The organism is Clostridium vitabionis (assembly GCF_015351765.1).
Taxonomy (GTDB): Bacteria; Bacillota; Clostridia; order Lachnospirales; family Lachnospiraceae; genus Clostridium_R; species Clostridium_R vitabionis.
Window position 1 is genome coordinate 92951 of the sequence record NZ_JADKQA010000003.1, and the last position, 18584, is coordinate 111534.

The 18584-nt window shown below is 52.4% G+C and carries 16 protein-coding genes; 12 read left to right on the forward strand and 4 right to left on the reverse strand.

Going from position 1 to position 18584, the window contains the following annotated elements; all coding sequences use genetic code 11:
- The first annotated feature begins 41 nt into the window (after positions 1 to 41).
- A complete protein-coding gene (locus tag ISF27_RS07575) occupies positions 42 to 1778 on the forward strand; it encodes a phospho-sugar mutase (protein ID WP_194610789.1) in 1737 nt (578 codons plus the stop codon).
- 633 nt (positions 1779 to 2411) lie between these two features.
- Positions 2412 to 2987: a YcxB family protein gene (locus ISF27_RS07580; RefSeq protein ID WP_194610791.1), complete on the forward strand. Its 576-nt coding sequence runs from the start codon at positions 2412 to 2414 to the stop codon at positions 2985 to 2987.
- 59 nt (positions 2988 to 3046) lie between these two features.
- On the opposite strand, the gene ISF27_RS07585 is transcribed toward ISF27_RS07580, so the two are convergent.
- Positions 3047 to 3778: a GntR family transcriptional regulator gene (locus ISF27_RS07585; RefSeq protein WP_194610793.1), complete on the reverse strand. Its 732-nt coding sequence runs from the start codon at positions 3776 to 3778 to the stop codon at positions 3047 to 3049.
- A gap of 279 nt (positions 3779 to 4057) precedes the next feature.
- Between ISF27_RS07585 and ISF27_RS07590 the strand changes: the two genes are divergently transcribed.
- From ISF27_RS07590 to ISF27_RS07615, 6 genes are all read left to right on the forward strand, one after another.
- Positions 4058 to 5137, forward strand: a complete 1080-nt coding sequence (locus ISF27_RS07590) for a C4-dicarboxylate TRAP transporter substrate-binding protein (protein WP_194610795.1) — start codon at positions 4058 to 4060, stop codon at positions 5135 to 5137.
- 154 nt (positions 5138 to 5291) lie between these two features.
- Positions 5292 to 5774, forward strand: a complete 483-nt coding sequence (locus ISF27_RS07595) for a TRAP transporter small permease (protein ID WP_194610797.1) — start codon at positions 5292 to 5294, stop codon at positions 5772 to 5774.
- Positions 5775 to 7067 carry a TRAP transporter large permease gene (locus ISF27_RS07600; RefSeq protein ID WP_194610799.1) on the forward strand — a complete coding sequence of 431 codons (1293 nt, stop codon included), beginning with the start codon at positions 5775 to 5777 and terminating at the stop codon, positions 7065 to 7067.
- A 101-nt stretch (positions 7068 to 7168) separates the two neighbouring features.
- Positions 7169 to 8368: a class I mannose-6-phosphate isomerase gene (locus ISF27_RS07605; RefSeq protein WP_194610801.1), complete on the forward strand. Its 1200-nt coding sequence runs from the start codon at positions 7169 to 7171 to the stop codon at positions 8366 to 8368.
- 216 nt (positions 8369 to 8584) lie between these two features.
- On the forward strand, positions 8585 to 9718 hold the full coding sequence (gene uxuA / locus ISF27_RS07610; protein ID WP_194610804.1) for a mannonate dehydratase: 1134 nt from the start codon (positions 8585 to 8587) through the stop codon (positions 9716 to 9718).
- 94 nt (positions 9719 to 9812) lie between these two features.
- On the forward strand, positions 9813 to 11435 hold the full coding sequence (locus ISF27_RS07615) for a mannitol dehydrogenase family protein (RefSeq protein ID WP_194610806.1): 1623 nt from the start codon (positions 9813 to 9815) through the stop codon (positions 11433 to 11435).
- A gap of 575 nt (positions 11436 to 12010) precedes the next feature.
- Here ISF27_RS07615 and ISF27_RS07620 read toward each other — a convergent pair.
- The 3 genes from ISF27_RS07620 to ISF27_RS07630 form a co-directional block, all read right to left on the reverse strand.
- Positions 12011 to 12592, reverse strand: a complete 582-nt coding sequence (locus ISF27_RS07620) for a flavodoxin family protein (RefSeq protein ID WP_194610808.1) — start codon at positions 12590 to 12592, stop codon at positions 12011 to 12013.
- Positions 12593 to 12651: 59 nt separating this feature from the next.
- Positions 12652 to 13086 carry a hypothetical protein gene (locus ISF27_RS07625; RefSeq protein WP_194610810.1) on the reverse strand — a complete coding sequence of 145 codons (435 nt, stop codon included), beginning with the start codon at positions 13084 to 13086 and terminating at the stop codon, positions 12652 to 12654.
- A gap of 68 nt (positions 13087 to 13154) precedes the next feature.
- The gene (locus tag ISF27_RS07630) at positions 13155 to 13853 is read right to left on the reverse strand and encodes a GntR family transcriptional regulator (RefSeq protein ID WP_194610812.1); all 699 of its coding nucleotides are present in this window, start codon (positions 13851 to 13853) and stop codon (positions 13155 to 13157) included.
- A 493-nt stretch (positions 13854 to 14346) separates the two neighbouring features.
- Between ISF27_RS07630 and ISF27_RS07635 the strand changes: the two genes are divergently transcribed.
- The 4 genes from ISF27_RS07635 to ISF27_RS07650 all read left to right on the forward strand — a co-directional run bounded on the left by ISF27_RS07635 (position 14347) and on the right by ISF27_RS07650 (position 18556).
- Entirely contained in the window at positions 14347 to 15501 is a 1155-nt protein-coding gene (locus tag ISF27_RS07635; protein ID WP_194610815.1) for an alcohol dehydrogenase catalytic domain-containing protein, read from the forward strand.
- Positions 15502 to 15571: 70 nt separating this feature from the next.
- Positions 15572 to 16681 carry a C4-dicarboxylate TRAP transporter substrate-binding protein gene (locus ISF27_RS07640; protein WP_194610817.1) on the forward strand — a complete coding sequence of 370 codons (1110 nt, stop codon included), beginning with the start codon at positions 15572 to 15574 and terminating at the stop codon, positions 16679 to 16681.
- A gap of 92 nt (positions 16682 to 16773) precedes the next feature.
- Positions 16774 to 17277, forward strand: coding sequence for a TRAP transporter small permease (locus ISF27_RS07645; protein ID WP_194610819.1), 504 nt, complete (start codon positions 16774 to 16776; stop codon positions 17275 to 17277).
- Complete coding sequence (locus ISF27_RS07650; protein ID WP_194610821.1) at positions 17270 to 18556, forward strand: TRAP transporter large permease; 1287 nt, start codon at positions 17270 to 17272, stop codon at positions 18554 to 18556. Before ISF27_RS07645 ends, ISF27_RS07650 begins: the two co-directional genes overlap by 8 nt.
- The last annotated feature ends 28 nt before the right edge of the window (positions 18557 to 18584 follow it).

The following is an 18584-nucleotide window of genomic DNA, read 5'->3' on the forward strand; positions in this document are numbered from 1 at the left end:
ATCTTAACTGTAATTCGGAATTTCTCTGCAGGGGGTAAACCATGAAAGATTACAAAAAAATCTATGAGCAGTGGATGAACGACCCGTACTTCGACGAGCAGACGAAGGAGGAACTCCGCTCCATCGCCGGTGATGAAAAAGAGATCGAGGATCGCTTCTACCGCGATCTGGAATTCGGGACCGCCGGGCTCCGCGGCGTGATCGGGGCCGGCATCAACCGCATGAACATCTACACGGTCAGGCGGGCAACCCAGGGCCTTGCCAACTACATCATCAAGCAGGGCGGGCAGGACAAGGGCGTCGCGATCGCCTACGATTCCCGCCATATGTCCCCGGAATTCTCCGATGAGGCGGCAAGAACGCTCGCGGCGAACGGCATCCGGGCATATCGATTTGAGTCCCTCCGCCCGACCCCGGAGCTGTCCTTTGCTGTCCGTGAGCTCGGCTGCATTGCCGGCATCAATGTGACCGCGAGCCACAACCCGGCGAAATATAACGGCTATAAGGTCTACTGGGAGGATGGCGCCCAGTTCACGCCGCCCCACGATGAGGGCGTAACCAGGGAGGTTCTCGCGATCGATGACTGGAACACCGTGAAGACCATGAGCGCGGACGAGGCGAAGGCGAAGGGGCTCTATGTCACGCTCGGCAAGGAGATGGACGACAAGTACATCACCTGCGTTGAAGCCCAGGTGGTCAATAAGGACGCGATCGACAAGATGGCGGATTCCATCACGATCGTCTACACCCCGTTAAACGGCACCGGCAACATCCCTGTCCGCCGTGTGATCACGGATCTCGGCTTCAAGCACCTCTATGTGGTTCCGGAGCAGGAAAATCCGGACGGGGATTTCCCGACCACGCCGTACCCGAACCCGGAGAGCCGCCAGGCCTTTGAGCTCGGCTTAAAGCTCGCGAAGGAGAAGGACGCCGACCTTGTCCTGGCTACCGATCCGGATGCTGACCGCCTCGGTGTCTATGTGAAGGACGCGGAGACTGGGGAATACCACCCGCTGACCGGCAATATGTCCGGATCCCTGATCTGCGAATATGTCCTCAGCCAGAAGCAGAAGAACGGCAAGATCCCGTCCGACGGCGAGGTGGTCAAGTCCATCGTGACGACCAACCTGGTTGATGCGGTCGCGAAGCACTACAACTGCCGTCTCGTGGAAGTCCTGACCGGGTTCAAATGGATCGGCAAGCAGATTCTCCGCGAGGAGCAGACGGGCATCGGCCATTACATGTTCGGCATGGAGGAGAGCTACGGCTGCCTGATCGGCCCGTATGCCCGCGACAAGGATGCCGTCTCCGCCACCGCGGCGCTCTGCGAGGCGGCAGCCTACTACAAGATGCAGGGCAAGACACTCTGGGATGCCATGCTTGACATGTACAGGAAGTACGGGTATTACAAGGATACCGTGAAGTCCCTGGAATTTGACGGCATCGAGGGCGCGGCCAAGATGAAGCGCATCATGGACACGCTCCGGGCAAATGCCCCTGCCGAGTTTGCCGGCCTTAAGGTTCTGTCCGTCCGCGACTACGCGCGGGATACCATCCGCGACGTGAAGACCGGCACAGTCACACCGACCGGCCTCCCGAAGTCCAATGTCCTTTACTATGACCTGGAGGACAATGCCTGGATCTGCGTGAGACCTTCCGGGACAGAGCCGAAGATCAAGTTCTACTACGGGGTCAAGGGAAGCTCCCTGGACGACGCCGACAGAAAATCCGAGGAAGTCGGGAAGGCTGTCGAGAACGCGGTGGAGAGCATCGATTGATCGGCAGTCCGGGTTAGCCTGGACGAGATGCTCCGCCTGTACGGAAAAGCCCCCGGCGAAATGCCGGGGGCTTTTCCAGGGAAATGATTTATGTAAAAGAAAATAATTTTTCAGAGGGGGGGACCGGGCAGTTTTGCCTGCCCGGTTTGAGTATGAAAAAGTTTTCGCTTAAGTATGTTCTCCCGAACAACTTGACTACAGTATACCGGGTAATTGTGTTCCATCTGCGTTGAAAAAATAAAAAAACTGTGAACTTTGTGAATAAAAAAACAAGCTGTAGTACAAGAGAAAGCCTCCGGCGTGCGCCGGAGGCTTTCTCTTTAAAAGGGGAATGGTAGGTATCTAAGGAGCAAACAATAACTTATAAACACAACTAAGAGGGGGGACGGACAGCGTCTGCTGTCCGATAGTTGTTTGAAAAAGTTTTGCCTGCGGTTGATCTATCGATCAACTGTCTATACTATACCGGAAAAATGTGTCTCAAATATGTTACCCCCCTTAAAAAAGTCTAAAATCTCTTAAGAAAAAGGAATGGGTGCCGAAGGAGTCTTTTCGTCAACAATTCCAGATGATACAATGAGCTCGTTACGTTTTTTGGGAGCCTGCTTGATTTTTCCACAATGGGGGTAGAATGTGAAGAGTAATGGATATCCGGTTTTCCGGGCGGAAATAAAATATAATGAGAAAACTGTGCGCCTGCTGGATCAGACGGTAACCAATGTCTTTCACCCGTGGTATCGGCTGGCGTGGTATGCGGTTTCTGTTGCCCTGATTTTGATTGGTATCGCTAACGGGACTTCAACACTCAGCTTTCTGCTGCTTGCTCTGGGGTGTATTCTTTTTGGGATGGCGCCAAAGGCACCAAGCCGCCGCGGCAGCCAGCTGGCGTATGCGATGCGCGGCAAAACATTAGCAATGAATTACTCCTTTTATCCGGAAAAACTGGTATGCAAGACACAGCAGGAGGAAACAGAGTGTGCCTACGAAAAAATTATCCGGCTGGTCAGTTCAAAAAACTATGCGTATCTGTTTGTGGACAAATATCAGGCCTATATGGTTGATTTCGCAACGCTTACACCTGCGGATCAGGAGAAATTCTGTGATTTTATGAATAAAAAAACAGGCCTTGACTGGACACAGCCATTAGGCCTGGGGAGTATCAATATTTATACGATTGTTCGAAATCTTCACAGCGCCGGGAAGAAATAAAAGAGCAAATTCTTCCGCGGAGGCACAGCGTGTGGATAAAGGGTGAACATACCGATCGGTTAATGGTCATCGACATTGCAGAATACATCCGCCAGATTCCCCGCTTCGACCTGGCTGTGGAGGGTGTAATTGATGTTCCGGAAATGCTCAACCAGCATGTCAGACAGACCTTGTTTGTCGTGACGGGTGATGGCGTCGATGATCTTCTGATGCTGCAGGACGATGTTGTGGGTATCATCGAAACGGTGGGTCGAATCATGCTCGATTCCCAGGGCAAATCTTCTTGCGCGGATGTAGTGTACGTCGTAGCGCCCGGTATGTTTCTGGACGAATCCCTTGTCATCGATATGATAGAAAATGTCATGGAAGTCATTGTCCAGCGACGTCAGGTCTTCTAATTCATTAAATTTTATTTTCTCCAGCTGCTGGTGAACCATGGTATTCAGTATCGGGACAAGAGGATCCAGCAGGCCTTTGTCATAATCTTCCAGAACAACATGAGTCTCCAGGATTTCACGCAGATAGCGGGTCTGGGAAACTTGCCGTAAATCGATCCGGGACACAAAGCTTCCCCGCTGCGGATAGACATCCAGAGCCCCCTCCGAGGCCAGCCGTTTAATGGCTTCCCGGACAGGGATGCGGCTGCAGTTCAATTCCCTGGCAATTCCGGCCTCGCTGAGCTTCTCACCGGGCATATATTGCAGTGTGACAATTTTTTCCCACAAGCTGTGATGAATCTTTTCCGAGAGGCTCACCGCGGCTCCTGGATTACTTTGGTTTTCCTTATTCATACTTCCATCCCTCAATTACTGCCATACCAGTGAGATTCACTGCGGACTGGTACAAATATATACGCTTTTATCATACCACAATAAGCAGAGAAATGGAAAACTGACAAAATGCACAATTATGTCAAGAAAATATGTGCATTCACACAAAAATGCCGATGGACGTTTAGAAAGTGTTTATATTTAATTGACAAATTAAAGAGAAGGGACTAACCTAGAATCACAATTACTGGTATACATTTTGCAGATGATCCTGCGGAATGTCATTCATGGGAGGGAGTTATGAACAAAAAGTTAGTTGCAGTCGCAATGTCGGTCATCATGGGCGCTGGCATCCTGGCAGGATGCGGCGGCTCGAGCAGCGCGGGCAAGTCCAGCGGCGCATCCTCTGCCGCTGCTTCTGAAGCAGCGGGTGCCGCGTCCGGATCAACAGCAGCTGCTGCCAGTGACGGCAAGACCTATGAACTCAAGATTTCCACTTCTCAGACCGAGCAGGCGATGATCACCAGGTCTTATCAGAAGCTGGCAGATGAGCTTAATGAGAAGTCGAACGGCAGGCTCAAGGTTACCGTATTCCCGGCAGGACAGCTCGGCGGCGATGAGGATGTTCTGGAGCAGGCGATTCAGGGCGTAAATGTCGCGGTTAACACCGACGCCTCCAGATGCGGCCAGTACGTAAAGGATTTCTCCATCCTGATGATGCCTTACATGTTTGATAACTATGACGAATGCGCGAAGGTGACAGAGACCGATACCTTCAAGGGCTGGGTCGATGAACTGGATAAGAAGCAGGGCATCAAGGTGCTTTCCTTCACGTTCTATGATGGCCCGCGTCATTTCATGACCAACAAAGAGATCAATTCTCCGGACGACCTGAAGGGCCTTCGTATCCGCACCATCGGCCAGGATGTCTGCACAAAGGCGATGAGCTATATGGGCGCTACGCCGGTATCTATGTCCTGGGGCGAAGTATACAACGGAATTCAGTCCAAGGCGCTGGATGGCTGCGAGGTTCAGAACACTTCCTGCTATCCGTCCAGAATCTATGAGGTTTGCAAGAACCAGACCAAGACCGGCCACTTCCAGCTGATGCAGGGCCTGCTCTGCGGATCCCAGTGGTTCAATTCCCTTCCGGAAGACCTGCAGGAGCTCCTGGTAACCACCGCTCAGGAGGTCGGTAAGGAGACCGCGGCAGAAGTTGAGAGTGAGTGCGACAAGGATGAGCAGGAAATGGTAAAGGCCGGCCTGCAGGTGAATACACCTGATCTTCAGCCGTTCAAGGATGCTGTCCAGGGCGAGTATGATGAACTCGGCTTCACAGATCTCAGAGCTCAGCTTTACAAAGAGATCGGCAAGAACTAATCCCTCTTGCGCTGGCCTTTTGCATGCAGACGCGGCTGGATTGATTTGTCAGGACAGACAAATATCTGCATCGTGAAGGACTGTTAAGAAACTTGGAAGGAGGGCTCTGATTTCGTCAGAACCCTCCTTTATCAGATAAGAGGAGAGAAAGTTTATGAAGACACTTTCACACAAGGTTTTGCTGGTAGAGGAAGCGGTGACCAGCTTTTTACTGGTGGTCATTACCACGCTGGTTTTTGCCTCCGCAATTGCCAGGACAATTCATCATCCCATCAACTGGGCGCAGGATGTCTCCCTTCTGGCATTTGGATGGCTTACCTTTATCGGCGCTGACGTTGTCATCCGCAGGGGTGATCTGATCCGGATTGATATGATCGTCAATAAGTTTCCGAAGATTCTCCAGAAGCTGCTGATGGTGGTTTTTGATGTGCTGATGTTGGCATTCCTGGGAATCCTTGTTATCTACGGAGCTACCCTTGTTTCGCAAAGCTGGCTGCGCACCTTTAATACCCTGCCACTGAGTTACGCGTGGTGCACACTGGCTGTGCCGGTGGGCTCATTTTTAATGTTCTTTGGCATTCTTGAGAAATTTATCCATGATATCAAACGGCCGGTTCAGGATTGGGGGGACAAATAAATGTTAAACGCAATAGGATTTTTCCTCGTTTTGCTCTTCCTGGGCATGCCGGTTGCCTTTGCAATCGCGATTTCGGGCTTCGCGTTCTTCTTAATGCGCCCGGAGATCCCGTGGACAATTCTTGTCCAGAAGTCACTTTCCACTACGCAGTCCTTCACGATGCTCGCGATCCCGCTGTTCATCTTCGCGGGCAATCTGATGAATCACACCGGAATCACCTCGAGGCTGGTGCGCCTTTCCAATGTCCTGACCGGGCACATGTGGGGCTCGATCGGCCAGGTTTCGGTTGTTCTTTCCACCCTGATGGGCGGTGTTTCCGGCTCCGCCGTAGCGGATGCCGCGATGGAGTGCCGCATCCTCGGACCGGAAATGACCAAGCGCGGCTATGCCCCCGGATGGGCGGCAGCAGTTAACTGCCTGACCGGCCTTATTGTGGCGACGATCCCACCATCGATGGGCCTGATCCTCTACGGAACCGTCGGGGAGGTCAGTATCGGGCGCCTGTTCTGCGCAGGCTTCGTTCCGGGGTTCATCATGTGCGCGACGATGATGGTGGCAACCTCATGGTCCGCGCATCACTACGGGTATAAGCCGGATCATGATAAGCCGAGCCCGCCAAAGGTTATCCTTGCAGAGTGCGGGCGGAGCATCTGGGCGCTGATGTTCCCGATCCTTCTGATCATCTTCATCCGTTTCGGTGTCATGACACCTTCCGAGTCCGGTGCGTTTGCCTGCTTCTATGCCCTGTTTGTTGGTGTGATTATCTATAAGGAATTGGATTGGCATGAGTTCAAGCAGTGTGTTACCGATTCCGTGAAGGATCTGTCGGTAATCACGATGATCCTTGCCTTTTCTGGCATCTTTTCTTATGGAGTTGTCTATGACCAGCTTCCGCTGACACTGACAGAAATGCTGGTCTCCCTAACCTCCAATAAATATCTCCTGCTTCTGCTGATCATCATCATGCTCACGGTCTTCGGTATGTTCATGGAGACAACGGTCATCACGCTGATTGTCACACCGATTCTGGTTCCGATCATCCAGCGTTATGGCATTGACCCGGTGCACTTCGGCATCATTATGATGACTATCGTCACGATGGGATGCTCGACACCGCCTGTTGGCGTTGCGCTCTATACCTGCTCTGATATCATGCACTGCAAGGTTGAGGAGACCTCCCGGTATGCGGTTCCTTATTTCATCGCGATCGGAATTACGGTTGCAATTACGGTTTTCTTCCCGCAGCTGATTCTTGCAATTCCCAATTTGGTTTACGGCTCCGCGGGAGTTTGATAGACAGACCATTTGATTCCATGAAAACAGCCAGCTCCTTGCTGAGGGGGTGGCTGTTTTTGTAGACAGGTATATGAGAACAGGATAATTGAGGGGGTAGTATGAGAAAAAAACTGATCTTTCTTCCGCCCAACCGGGTTCGCCGGAATTATATGGGCGGCGCGGGAATTGATGCCCTGCATGGCAGGAGAATATGCATGGATAATGATCAGCCTGAGGAATGGATAGGCTCTATGGTGGAAGCGTCTAATCCCGGCCTTCCTCCGGTTCCCCATGAAGGCCTGGTTGCCGTTGAAACACCGGAAGGCAGTCAGTTTCTCCGGAACGTAGTCGATCAGGAGAAAAAATTTTATCTGGGCGATGATCTTCACCCGGACGGATCTTGGCAGCTTAGCTTCCTGTTTAAGATTTTGGATTCCTCCATGCGGCTGCATGTCCAGGCGCACCCATCAACGGAATTTGCCGTCACCAGGCTTCACAAACCCTACGGGAAGCTGGAATGCTACTATATTTTGGGCGTCCGGGAGGGCACCTCGGGATATATCCGGCTGGGATTCCAGCATGCGCCGTCGAAGGATGAGTGGAAAGAGATTATAGAAACCCAGGATATGGCGCGTATGGATGCCTGTTTTGAAAAGATTCCGGTCCATGTGGGAGAGGTCTGGTATATTCCCGGAGGAATGCCTCATGCGATCGGGGAGAATATTACCATGCTGGAAATCATGGAACCGTCGGATCTTGTCGTCCGGTGCGAATTTGAGCGCAACGGCATTGTTGTTCCTCCGGAAGCCAGGTTTATGGGGAGAGGGTTGGATTTTTGCCTGGATCTCTTTGACTATCATCAGTATTCCAGGGAATATATCACCGAACATTGCCAGATTCATCCAAGGACAATGGCAAGCGAAGTGGGATTCTTGCGGCAGGAACTGGTCGGAGAGGACAGAACAAGGTGCTTCTTCGTGCAGAATTTCGAGGTTTCTAAAACGGTGGAAGTACAGCATGACCACAAGTTCACACTGGGTATTGTCTGCGAGGGGAGCTGCAGGATTGAGACGTCCGCAAGCGGCGAGGATGTTTCTCCTGAGTTTATCGCCAGGACACAGAGCAGGCTGTCCGATGCGAATTTGGCGGATCAACGATCTTCTTCTGCTGTCACAGCTGGGATGGATGTTCTACGGCTCACCCGCGGTGATACCTTCGCGATTTCGGCGGATACAGATTCTTACAGGATTGTCCCGGAAGGAAAAGTTAAGCTGGTTGAAGTAGCCCCGGGAGAGGACATGAAACGGAAGCATGTCTGAAGGGAGATGAGAAAGGCCTCCTGGAAGTAGTATACATATTGAGAACTGCTTGTTTGAAAATAATATTCAACAATATCCCCGAAATATGGGCTGATATTTTGTGATGTTCTACATAATCCACAGAAATCGCCGCGAAACACCTTGCTATTTCCGGGTACACATAGTAAGGTAAGGGAGAAAGAACTAGTATACAGTTTATAAGAGGAGAACTTCACTATGGAAATGACACTCCGTTGGTACGGTAAGAACTTTGATACGGTGACTCTGCAGCAGATCCGCCAGATCCCCGGGGTTACCGGCGTGATCACGACGCTGTATGATACGACTCCGGGCGAGGTGTGGAAGCCGGAGAAGATCGCCGCACTGAAGAAGGATGTTGAGGATGCCGGCCTGCATATTTCCGGCATCGAGTCGGTCAATGTCTGCGATTCGATTAAGGTTGCGGATAAGGATCGTGACCACTATATCGACAACTACATCGAGACGCTGGAGAACCTGGGCAAGCAGGACATTCATCTGGTCTGCTACAATTTCATGCCGGTCTTTGACTGGACCAGGACGGAGCTTGCCCGCGTGAAACCGGATGGTTCTACCGGACTTGCGTATAACCAGAAGGCGATCGATGCCATCGACCCGGAGAATCTGGCGGAATCCATGCAGAAAATGTCTAACGGCGCGGTTATGCCCGGATGGGAACCGGAGCGGATGAACCGGATCCAGGAGCTCTTCGCCATGTACAAGGACACCGACGGCGAGAAGCTGTTCCAGAACCTGGTATATTTCCTGAAGGCGATTATGCCGGTCTGCAACAAGTATGACATCAAGATGGCGATCCACCCGGATGATCCGGCATGGTCGGTATTCGGCCTGACCAGAATCATCAATTCCGAGGAAGGCATTCTCCGCCTGATGAAGGCAGTTGATGATCCGCATAACGGCGTGACCTTCTGCTCCGGCTCCTACGGCACCAACATCAATAACGACCTGCCGCACATGATCCGGGTTCTCAAGGGAAGAATCCATTTTGCTCACGTCAGGAACCTGAAGTTCAATGATAAGTCGAGAGAGAACTATGACTTCGAGGAAGCTGCCCATCTTTCCTCGGATGGGAGCTTCGATATGTATGAGATCGTGCGCGCACTCTATGAGACCGGATTTGACGGGCCGATCCGCCCGGATCACGGCAGAATGATCTGGGATGAGGTTGGAAAGCCCGGCGTTATGCCCGGATACGGCCTGTATGACAGAGCCCTCGGCGCTACCTATATCAACGGCCTGTGGGAGGCGATTGACAAGGCGGAGACCCGAGGGGTTCCGTCCGGTGTCCGCGAGGCGAACCTTCATCAGTAATCGAGACACACTGCGATTCTGGAGATGACGACTATGGGCAAAGGCCGCCTGCGGGCTGCGCTTTGCCTGTGATCTGGAAGAAAGAGGAGAGATTATGAAGCTTTCATATGAAGGGTTAAAAGATAAAACCGAGTGGGCAGAAAAGGGCTATCACCTGCCTGCTTATGATGTGCAGAAGGTCGCGGCGGAGACAGCGAAGAATCCTGTCTGGATACATTTCGGCGCCGGCAATATTTTTCGCGCGTTCCAGGCAAACCTTGCGCAGGAGATGCTCGAGAATGGCGACATGACTTCCGGAATCACCGTCTGCGAGGGCTTTGATTACGAAATCATCGAAAAACAGTACCGCCCGCATGACAATCTGTCGGTTCTTGTCACCCTGAAATCCACCGGTGATGTGGAGAAGACGGTTGTGGGCTCGATCGGCGAGTCCGCGATCCTGGACTCCGAGAATACGGCGGAGTTCAAGCGCCTTCAGGAGATCTTCGCGAGCGATACCCTCCAGATGGCTACCTTTACTGTAACTGAGAAGGGTTACAGCCTGGTTAACGGCAGGGGAGAGCAGCTGCCGGCAGTGACTGACGATTTCACAAAAGGGCCGGAGAAGCCGCAGAGCTATATCGGGAAAGTGGCATCCCTCCTGTACAGCCGTTTCAAGGCAGGACAGAAGCCGATCGCCATGGTTTCCACAGACAACTGCTCTCATAATGGCGAGAAACTGTACAATGCCGTGATGGCCTATGCGAAGGCGTGGACGGAAAATGGCCTCGCGGATCAGGGATTTGTCGATTATCTCAATGATGAATCCAAGGTTTCCTTCCCTTGGTCGATGATCGACAAGATCACCCCGAGACCGGATGCCTCCGTGGAGAAGATTCTCCGCGCGGACGGGCTCCAGGATCTGGATCCTGTGGTTACCTCGAAGAAGACCTGGGTTGCCCCGTTCGTCAATGCGGAGGAGACACAGTATCTGGTAATCGAGGATAAGTTCCCGAACGGCAGGCCGGCACTGGAGAAGGTCGGCGTGATCTTCACCGACCGCGACACGGTCAACAAGGTTGAGCGGATGAAGGTGACCACCTGCCTGAACCCGCTGCACACCGCTCTGGCGATCTACGGCTGCCTGCTGGGTTATGAGAGAATTTCCGCGGAGATGAAGGACACCGAGCTGGTAAACATGATCAGGAAGCTTGGCTATCAGGAAGGCCTTCCGGTGGTTACGGATCCGGGTGTTCTTGATCCCAGGGAGTTCATTGACACGGTTGTCGGGGTTCGCCTGCCGAACCCCTTCATGCCGGATACGCCGCAGAGAATTGCCTGCGATACCTCCCAGAAGCTTTCGATCCGGTTTGGCGAGACGATCAAGTCGTATATGGCAGACCCGTCGAGAGACCCTGCTACGCTCAAGATGGTGCCGCTGGTATTTGCCGGCTGGCTCCGCTACCTGATGGCGGTCGATGATTCCGGAAAGGCGTTTGAGCTGTCTCCGGATCCGCTGATCCCCGATGTGCAGAAGTATGTCAAGGATTTCGCCCTGGGCACGGTTCCCTCCGCGGAGGAAGTGAAACAGACGGTTCTTCCATTGCTGACCAACGCGCAGATCTTCGGCGTAGACCTGGAGAAGGTTGGCCTTACTGATACGGTGATCAGCTTCTTCCGCGAGGAGCTTGCGGGAGCAGGCGCGGTGAGAGAGACGCTGAGGAAGTACGCGGATTGAGCAAGGAGAATTCCCGAAAAGCAAATTTGCTAAGTTCGAACTGCGCTCACGCTTGTTCTCACTAAGCAAATTTGCATAGCTCACACTAAACTCGCACTTCGCCCGCTGGGCTCGCGCCCCGCTCCGCGGATAGCCACTCCACTAAACTCGGACTGCGCTTTCGCTTGTCCTCGTTAAGTGGCTGGTTATTGTTAAGTGCTCTGCATAAGCAAATTTGCTAAGTTCGGACTGCGCTTTCGCTTGTCCTCGTTAAGTGGCTGGTTATTGTTAAGTGCTCTGCATAAGCAAATTTGCTAAGTTCGAACTGCGCTCACGCTTGTTCTCACTAAGCAAATTTGCATAGCTCGCACTAAACTCGCACTTCGCCCGCTGGGCTCGCGCGTGTTAAGTGCTCTGCATAAGAAAAGCCCACGGCTTTGCAAAAATAGCAAAGCCGTGGGCTTTCTGCCGCATAACACCCGCGCACGGATCAGGAAGTCTGCCGCAGTTCACACAAAATACTTGATGCAATCCATGATGAATCAGCAGTGGAAATGCATTCCAATAATCCGGTCTGTTCAAATCCGGCAGAACCTTTAGCGGATAAAGTTTGTTTTGCTATATTGTGGCTTGGCCGGCTCTGCGATTCCGGCCATTCTTCCGGCATCGATGCATTTCAGAATCCAGGCCATGTTTTTGCCGAGCTCTTTCATGATGCCGACACCTTCCTCGTCTTTGAGGACATCGTCCGGCGTATTGCCGTGAACCATGGGCCAGTAGGATGAGGAGACAATCGGCATCTCATTGATCGCTGGATATTTTGCCAGAGCGTCCAGCGTGGAAGTGGTCCCTGCCCGTCTCGCGGAGGCGACGACAGCCGCCGGCTTGTGCCGCATCCCGGCCCCTGCTGCGCTGAACAGCCGGTCAAGGATGATCTCGATTTCACCGGTCGGAGAGGCATAATATACCGGTGAGCCGAAGATGAAGCCATCCGCTGATGCAACGCTTGCCTTCAAATTCGCTACGCATGCATCGATATTGCCATTTGTGGCATCTTTTCCAACAAATACAATCTCAGAATCAATTCCCTCCTCCTTGAGAGAATCTGCGACGATCGATAAGGCTGTGTAAGTGCAGCCCTTCTCACGCCGGCTGCCGTTAATCATCAGTACCTTCATGCGTTCTCCTTTCCCAATACTTTTCCGGCCCGTGCTGGCGGAAGCCGCCATCGGGGGCGTCAGATTATTTTGTTTTTCACATGTTTTTTCACCGCTTCGCGGAGCTTTTCTGCCGTTTCCTCATCATGCTCACTTGCACGCTCGTAGCTCAAAATCGCCATGTTGACGATGTTCCGCGAGGATTTCACGAGATGAACCGTCCCCGAGTGCTCCAGAGCGTAGAGAAATTCTCTGGCATTCTGCGCCGTCGGCTCGTTGGCGAGGAGCGTGGCGAAGGACTTGACCAGCACGTGGGGCCGGGAACTTGCCCCGCCGATCACCAGAAAGAGCATGGCAACGGCGGCAAAGATCAGGATGACGGATTTGTATCGGTTTCCGGTCAGCTCATTGATCAGGACGGCGGCAGCAATGCCGGAGATCCCGATTCCCTCGAAAATGTATGCCTGGCGCCGGTACTTATAATAGTAGGTATTTTTGTCGATATTTTTCAGCATATGTCCTGTCCGATCTGCGGTTAACCAAGGCTTTTGACAGATGGAAAACTGCTCTTCCCAGACTGAAGTTAACCTGCGTTTTGTGCAACTGGCAAATTGTTCTGCCTGTCATCCGGATTCCCCAGGGTCGGCCAGATGACGATGACCCGGTAGGCGGCTTCTCTGGAGCGCTGCAGATGGTACATGGCCGCTCTCTCTGCAGACAGCAGATCATCATTGACCAGAGCAATCAGCATGTCGACGTGTTCTTTGTTGGATTCCTTTAAACGTTTCTGTTCCCGCTGCCCGCAGATGGTGGAAATCCTCTCAAACTGATGCTGCAGAGAGGCATAATAGTTGCATAGCAGCCGGTTGTGGGTCTGGGCGACGATTTCCATGTGCATCCGCACGTCAGCTTCATAGAGAACGTCCCGCGTCGTGTCCGGGTGTTGGAACAGTTTCAGGTAATCCAGAAGGTGCTGCTTATTTAACCGGTTTCCGAAATTTTTGATGGCGTAGGGCTCGATCAGCATACGGATGTCATGGATCTCCCGGATGGCCTCCGCATCCAGCGTGGTTACCTGAATTCCCTTCTTGGGAAGAAAGGAGATCAGATTTTCCTGGTTTAAGCGGATGCATGCGGAATGAATCGGGGTCCGGCTGATCCCGAGCTCTGTCACCAGGCCATTTTCATTGAGAATGGTTCCCGGCTCATATTCTATGGAGACAATCCGTTTTAATAGAATCTTATAGGCCTCCGTGCTTAAAGAAGAGTCTTCTGCTGCCATAATGCTCCACCTGAGGAAACTTGTCATGCATACATGATCGGCTCACACTTTGCCGCAGGAAAGTGCGGACGCTATGGTAAAAAAGGGAACGCGGTTGTGTATGCATCTGCCTCAAAACAATGTATGGTTGCTATTTCCTTTACATTATAATTATAGGATATCTGGCAGAAAAAGTAAATATGCCGCCGGGAGAATCCCGGAAAAGCGAGTATAAATGGACGATGCTATGAGCAGAATGCACAAATTTCATGATTGCATTCTGTTGAAATAGTAGAAAATCAAATGGGATGCGGTACTTTTATTGACATCCTTGCTCCTGAAATTATAATCGTAGATGCATGCAATAAGTGAAGGTGCGGTTGTTCCAAACGGGATGCAGCGGGTAATCGCAGCGGCAGGACTGGACGGGAAATACAAAAATTTCCGGCGGAATGCGGAACAATCGGAAAAATGACAATGACGTCAACGAAAATGTATGCAAGATGGAGGAGACATGAAGGCAATTAGAATTGCAAAACCATGCGACTATGATCAGACGAATCCGCGGGTTGTCTCAAAGGGCTATGTGAGCATTGATGAAGTGGAGAAGCCGGTAAGAAAGCCCGGTGAAGCGCTTCTGAAGATCCTTTACGGCGGCATCTGCGGCAGCGACAACGGATCCTTCAAGGGAACATTTGCCTATGCAAATTATCCGCTGATTCCCGGACATGAGTTCTCTGCCCAGGTTGTGGATGTGGATGAGGACAATGCTTACGGCATCAAGAAGGGCATGATTGTCACCTGCAATCCGTATATGAACTGCGGCAAGTGTTATTCGGACAAGCACGGACATGTGAATGCGTGCATGAATAACCAGACGCTGGGCTGCCAGAGAGACGGCGCTTTCCGCGAGTACTTCACCATGCCGGTGGAGAGATGCTATGACGGCAAGGGCATGGATCCGAAGCTGCTTGCAGCCATCGAGCCGTTCTGCATTGCCTATCATGGGGTGAGCCGGGCAAATGTCAAGCCGGGCGAGAAGGTCCTGGTTGTGGGCGCCGGCACCATCGGTGTTCTGGCGGCTACCGCGGCACACGCTCTGGGCGCTGAGGTGTACATCGCTGACACGATGAAGGGCAAGCTTGATCTTGCCAAGAGCATCGGCGTTGTTGATGGAACCATTCTGAACGATATCAAGGATCCGGACAGCTTCATGCGCCAGGTCGGCGAGATCACCGGCTATGAGGATTTTGTTGACGGTGGCGGCAATAAGCAGCATGTGGTCAATGGCTTCGATGTGACTATCGAGGCGGTCGGCCTTCCGTCCACTTTTCAGAACTGCATTGACGCAGCCAGCTTCGGCGGCCGGATGGTTCTGATCGGTGTTGCGAACAAGCCTCTGGATTTCGCGTTCAATATTATTCAGAAGAAAGAGCTCTCCGTGTTCGGTTCCAGAAATGCCCTGAAGAAGGATTTCCTGGAGCTGATTGACCTGGTCAATGCGGGGAAGGCACCGCTGGGCAAGATCATCACGAATTCCTACGAATTTGATGACGCGCCGAAGGCATTCCTGGATTTCGCCAACAATAAGGGCGATATGCTGAAGGTTTCCATCCACATCGGCGATCCGGTGAACCTGGACAGCTTTGATTACGCGAAAGTACAGTAAATCAATCCAGTAAGCATTATGGCGATTGTGCCATATACAGATAGCCACATGAGTGGCGAGGGAGGTATTTATGAGAAGTAAGAAGTTATGGGCAGTTGCTCTTTCGGGCGCTATGGCAGCATCCATGCTGGCTGCTTGCGGCGGTTCCAGCTCCACTAGCACAACCGCGGCTGCTTCCAGTGCTGCGGCAGCACAGGGAGAGACAAAGGCAGCGGCAGCTGACGCACAGAGCGGTGCGGCAGGCTCCTCGAATGCGGATGTGACCGTTCGTGTAGCCTATGAGAACTCCGAGTCTGAGCCTCTGGGCAAGGCCTGGGATGACGCAAAGCAGATCATTTCCGATAAGTCCGGCGGCACCATGGCCATTGAGACCTATCCGGATTCCCAGCTGGGCGATAAGTCCTCCCTGATCGACTCCATGCTCATGGGCGAGAATGTTGTCACCCTGGCAGATGGCGCTTTCTACGCGGATTACGGTCAGAAGGATATGGGAATTCTGTTTGGACCGTTCCTGTTCGATAACTGGGATCAGTGCTGGAAGCTCATCGATTCCGATTGGTACAAGGATCAGTGCAAGCAGCTGGAGTCCCAGGGCCTGCACATCATTGCCTCCAACTGGAAGTACGGAGAGAGAGATATCCTGACCAAGCAGCCGGTACACACGGTTGACGACCTGAAGGGCATGAAGATCCGTGTTCCTTCCAATGAGATTCAGTCCAAGGGCTTTGATGTTCTCGGCGCTACCTCCACAGGTATGGCTCTGAACGATGTATATCAGGCACTGCAGACCGGCACCATCGACGGTGCTGAGAACCCGGTGGCTACCCTGTACGGCAGAAAGCTTCACGAGGTTGCCCCGTATCTGATTCTTGACGGCCATGTGCTGAACTTCACCACCTGGGTATGCTCCAATGATTGGTATCAGGCACTCACCCCGGATCAGCAGCAGTGGCTGACGGAGACCTGCGAGGAAGCCGGCGAGAAGAACAACGGCTATGTCGATTCTTCCTCCGAGGACTATCTGCAGAAGATGAAGGACGAAGGCGTTACGGTTTATGAGCCCACAGATTCCGATCTCCAGACCTTCAAGGACAAGGCTCAGGCCTTCTATGATCTCGGCAGCGATTTCGGCTGGTCCGACGGCCTCTATGATACAGTGAAGAAGGCCATGGGTGACTGATCTGCCAGCCTTTTTGCGGAGAATGTAATTCAGAAGATATGCGGACTGCGGGAATCTCCCACAGTCCGCAGACTGAGGAATTGAATAAGACTATGAAGAATAATAAAGTATTGAAGATTCTTGCCAATCTCGATTTTATTGTTGCTTCCGCTGTCCTGTCGATCCTGATTATCCTCACTTTCCTGGGTGTTATCTGGCGCTATATTTTCAACCAGCCTTTCACCTGGCTTGAGGAAGTGCAGCTGGCCTGCATGGTTTGGATCGTCTTTGCCGGCGGCGGCGCGGCTTTCCGGACAGGCAATCACACTGCCATCGAGATGGTTGTCGATCTTCTGCCGAAAGCGGCACAGAAGGTAGTTCAGGTCCTGATTTCCATCGTTGTCGTGGTGGTTATCGGTTACCTGTTTATCAATACGGTCAGCTTCATTCAGCTGTTCCTGAAGAGCGGGAGATCCACAAGCATGCTGCACATTCCCTATGCCCTGGTCTACGGCATCGCGATCCCTTCTTATATTGATATGATTATCAGCTATTTCTACAGCGTGTATAAGGGCGTCAAATCTGAGGCAAAGGAGGCAATAGCACAAAATGAGTAATGTTCTGGCTATCGCGGCAGTGATTATGCTTGTCCTCCTGTTCTTCAAGGTGCCCGTGTACATCGCTGTCCTGGGCGGCGCCATGGTCTACTTTGTGGCCAACCCGGGAATCAACACAGCGATTTTTGCCCAGCAGGCAATCCGAGGAACAGAGAGTATTTCCCTGATGGCAATTCCGTTCTTCGTCTGCTCCGGTATCGTTATGAACTATACCGGCGTAACAAAGAGAATCATGGATTTCTGCGAGACCATCACCGGCAGACTTCCCGGCGGTCTTGCCCAGGTAAATATCCTTCTTTCGACGATCATGGGCGGCCTCTCCGGTTCCAACATCGCCGATGCGGCCATGGAGTCCAAGATTATGGTTCCCCCGATGGTGGAGAAGGGCTTCTCTTTGGAATTTTCCAGCGTTGTAACCGCAGCCTCGTCCATGATCACTCCGCTGATTCCGCCGGGGATCGCCATGATCCTCTACGGATCCATTGCCAATGTATCCATCGGTAAGCTGTTCGTGTCCGGTATCGGCGTTGGTCTTCTTCTCTGCATTACCATGATGATCCTGACCGGCTATATCTCTTCGAAGAGAGGCTACACCACCCTGACTACGGAGAAGATGACGGGCGCAAAGTTCTGGAAGGCCCTGAAGCCGGCCATTCTCCCGCTTATGCTGCCGATCATCATCATCGGCGGTATCCGCGTGGGTATCTTCACTGCGACGGAGGCCGGTGCCGTGTCCATTATCTACGCCATTTTCCTGGGCGCCATCTTCCGCGAGATTCATATCAGGGATCTGGGAAGATGTCTGAAGGACACCGTGGGAACCACGGCGGCCATCATGCTGATCGTGTCCGCGGCTTCCGTATTCTCCTGGACGCTGACCAATGAGCGGATTCCGCAGATGCTGACCGAGTGGATGATTGCCAGCCTGCACAACAAGTACATTTTCCTGCTGGTTGTCAATATCTTCCTTCTGATCATCGGCATGTTCATTGAGGGAAATGCCTCCATGATCATTCTGGTTCCGCTTCTTGCCCCGATTGCGAAGCAGTTCGGCATCAACGAGATCCAGTTTGCCATGATCTATATCTTCAACAACGCCATTGGCGCGCTTTCTCCGCCGATGGGCACACTGATGTTCGTCACCTGCTCGATCACGAAGTGCAAGACCGCGGCATTTATCAAAGAAGCAGTTCCGTACTATATCCTGCTGGTGATCAACCTCTGCCTGCTGACATGGGTGGAGCCCTTTACCACCTTCCTCGTAAATCTTGTTTATTAAGGTAACTTTTCGGCAGGCCAGTTCCCTG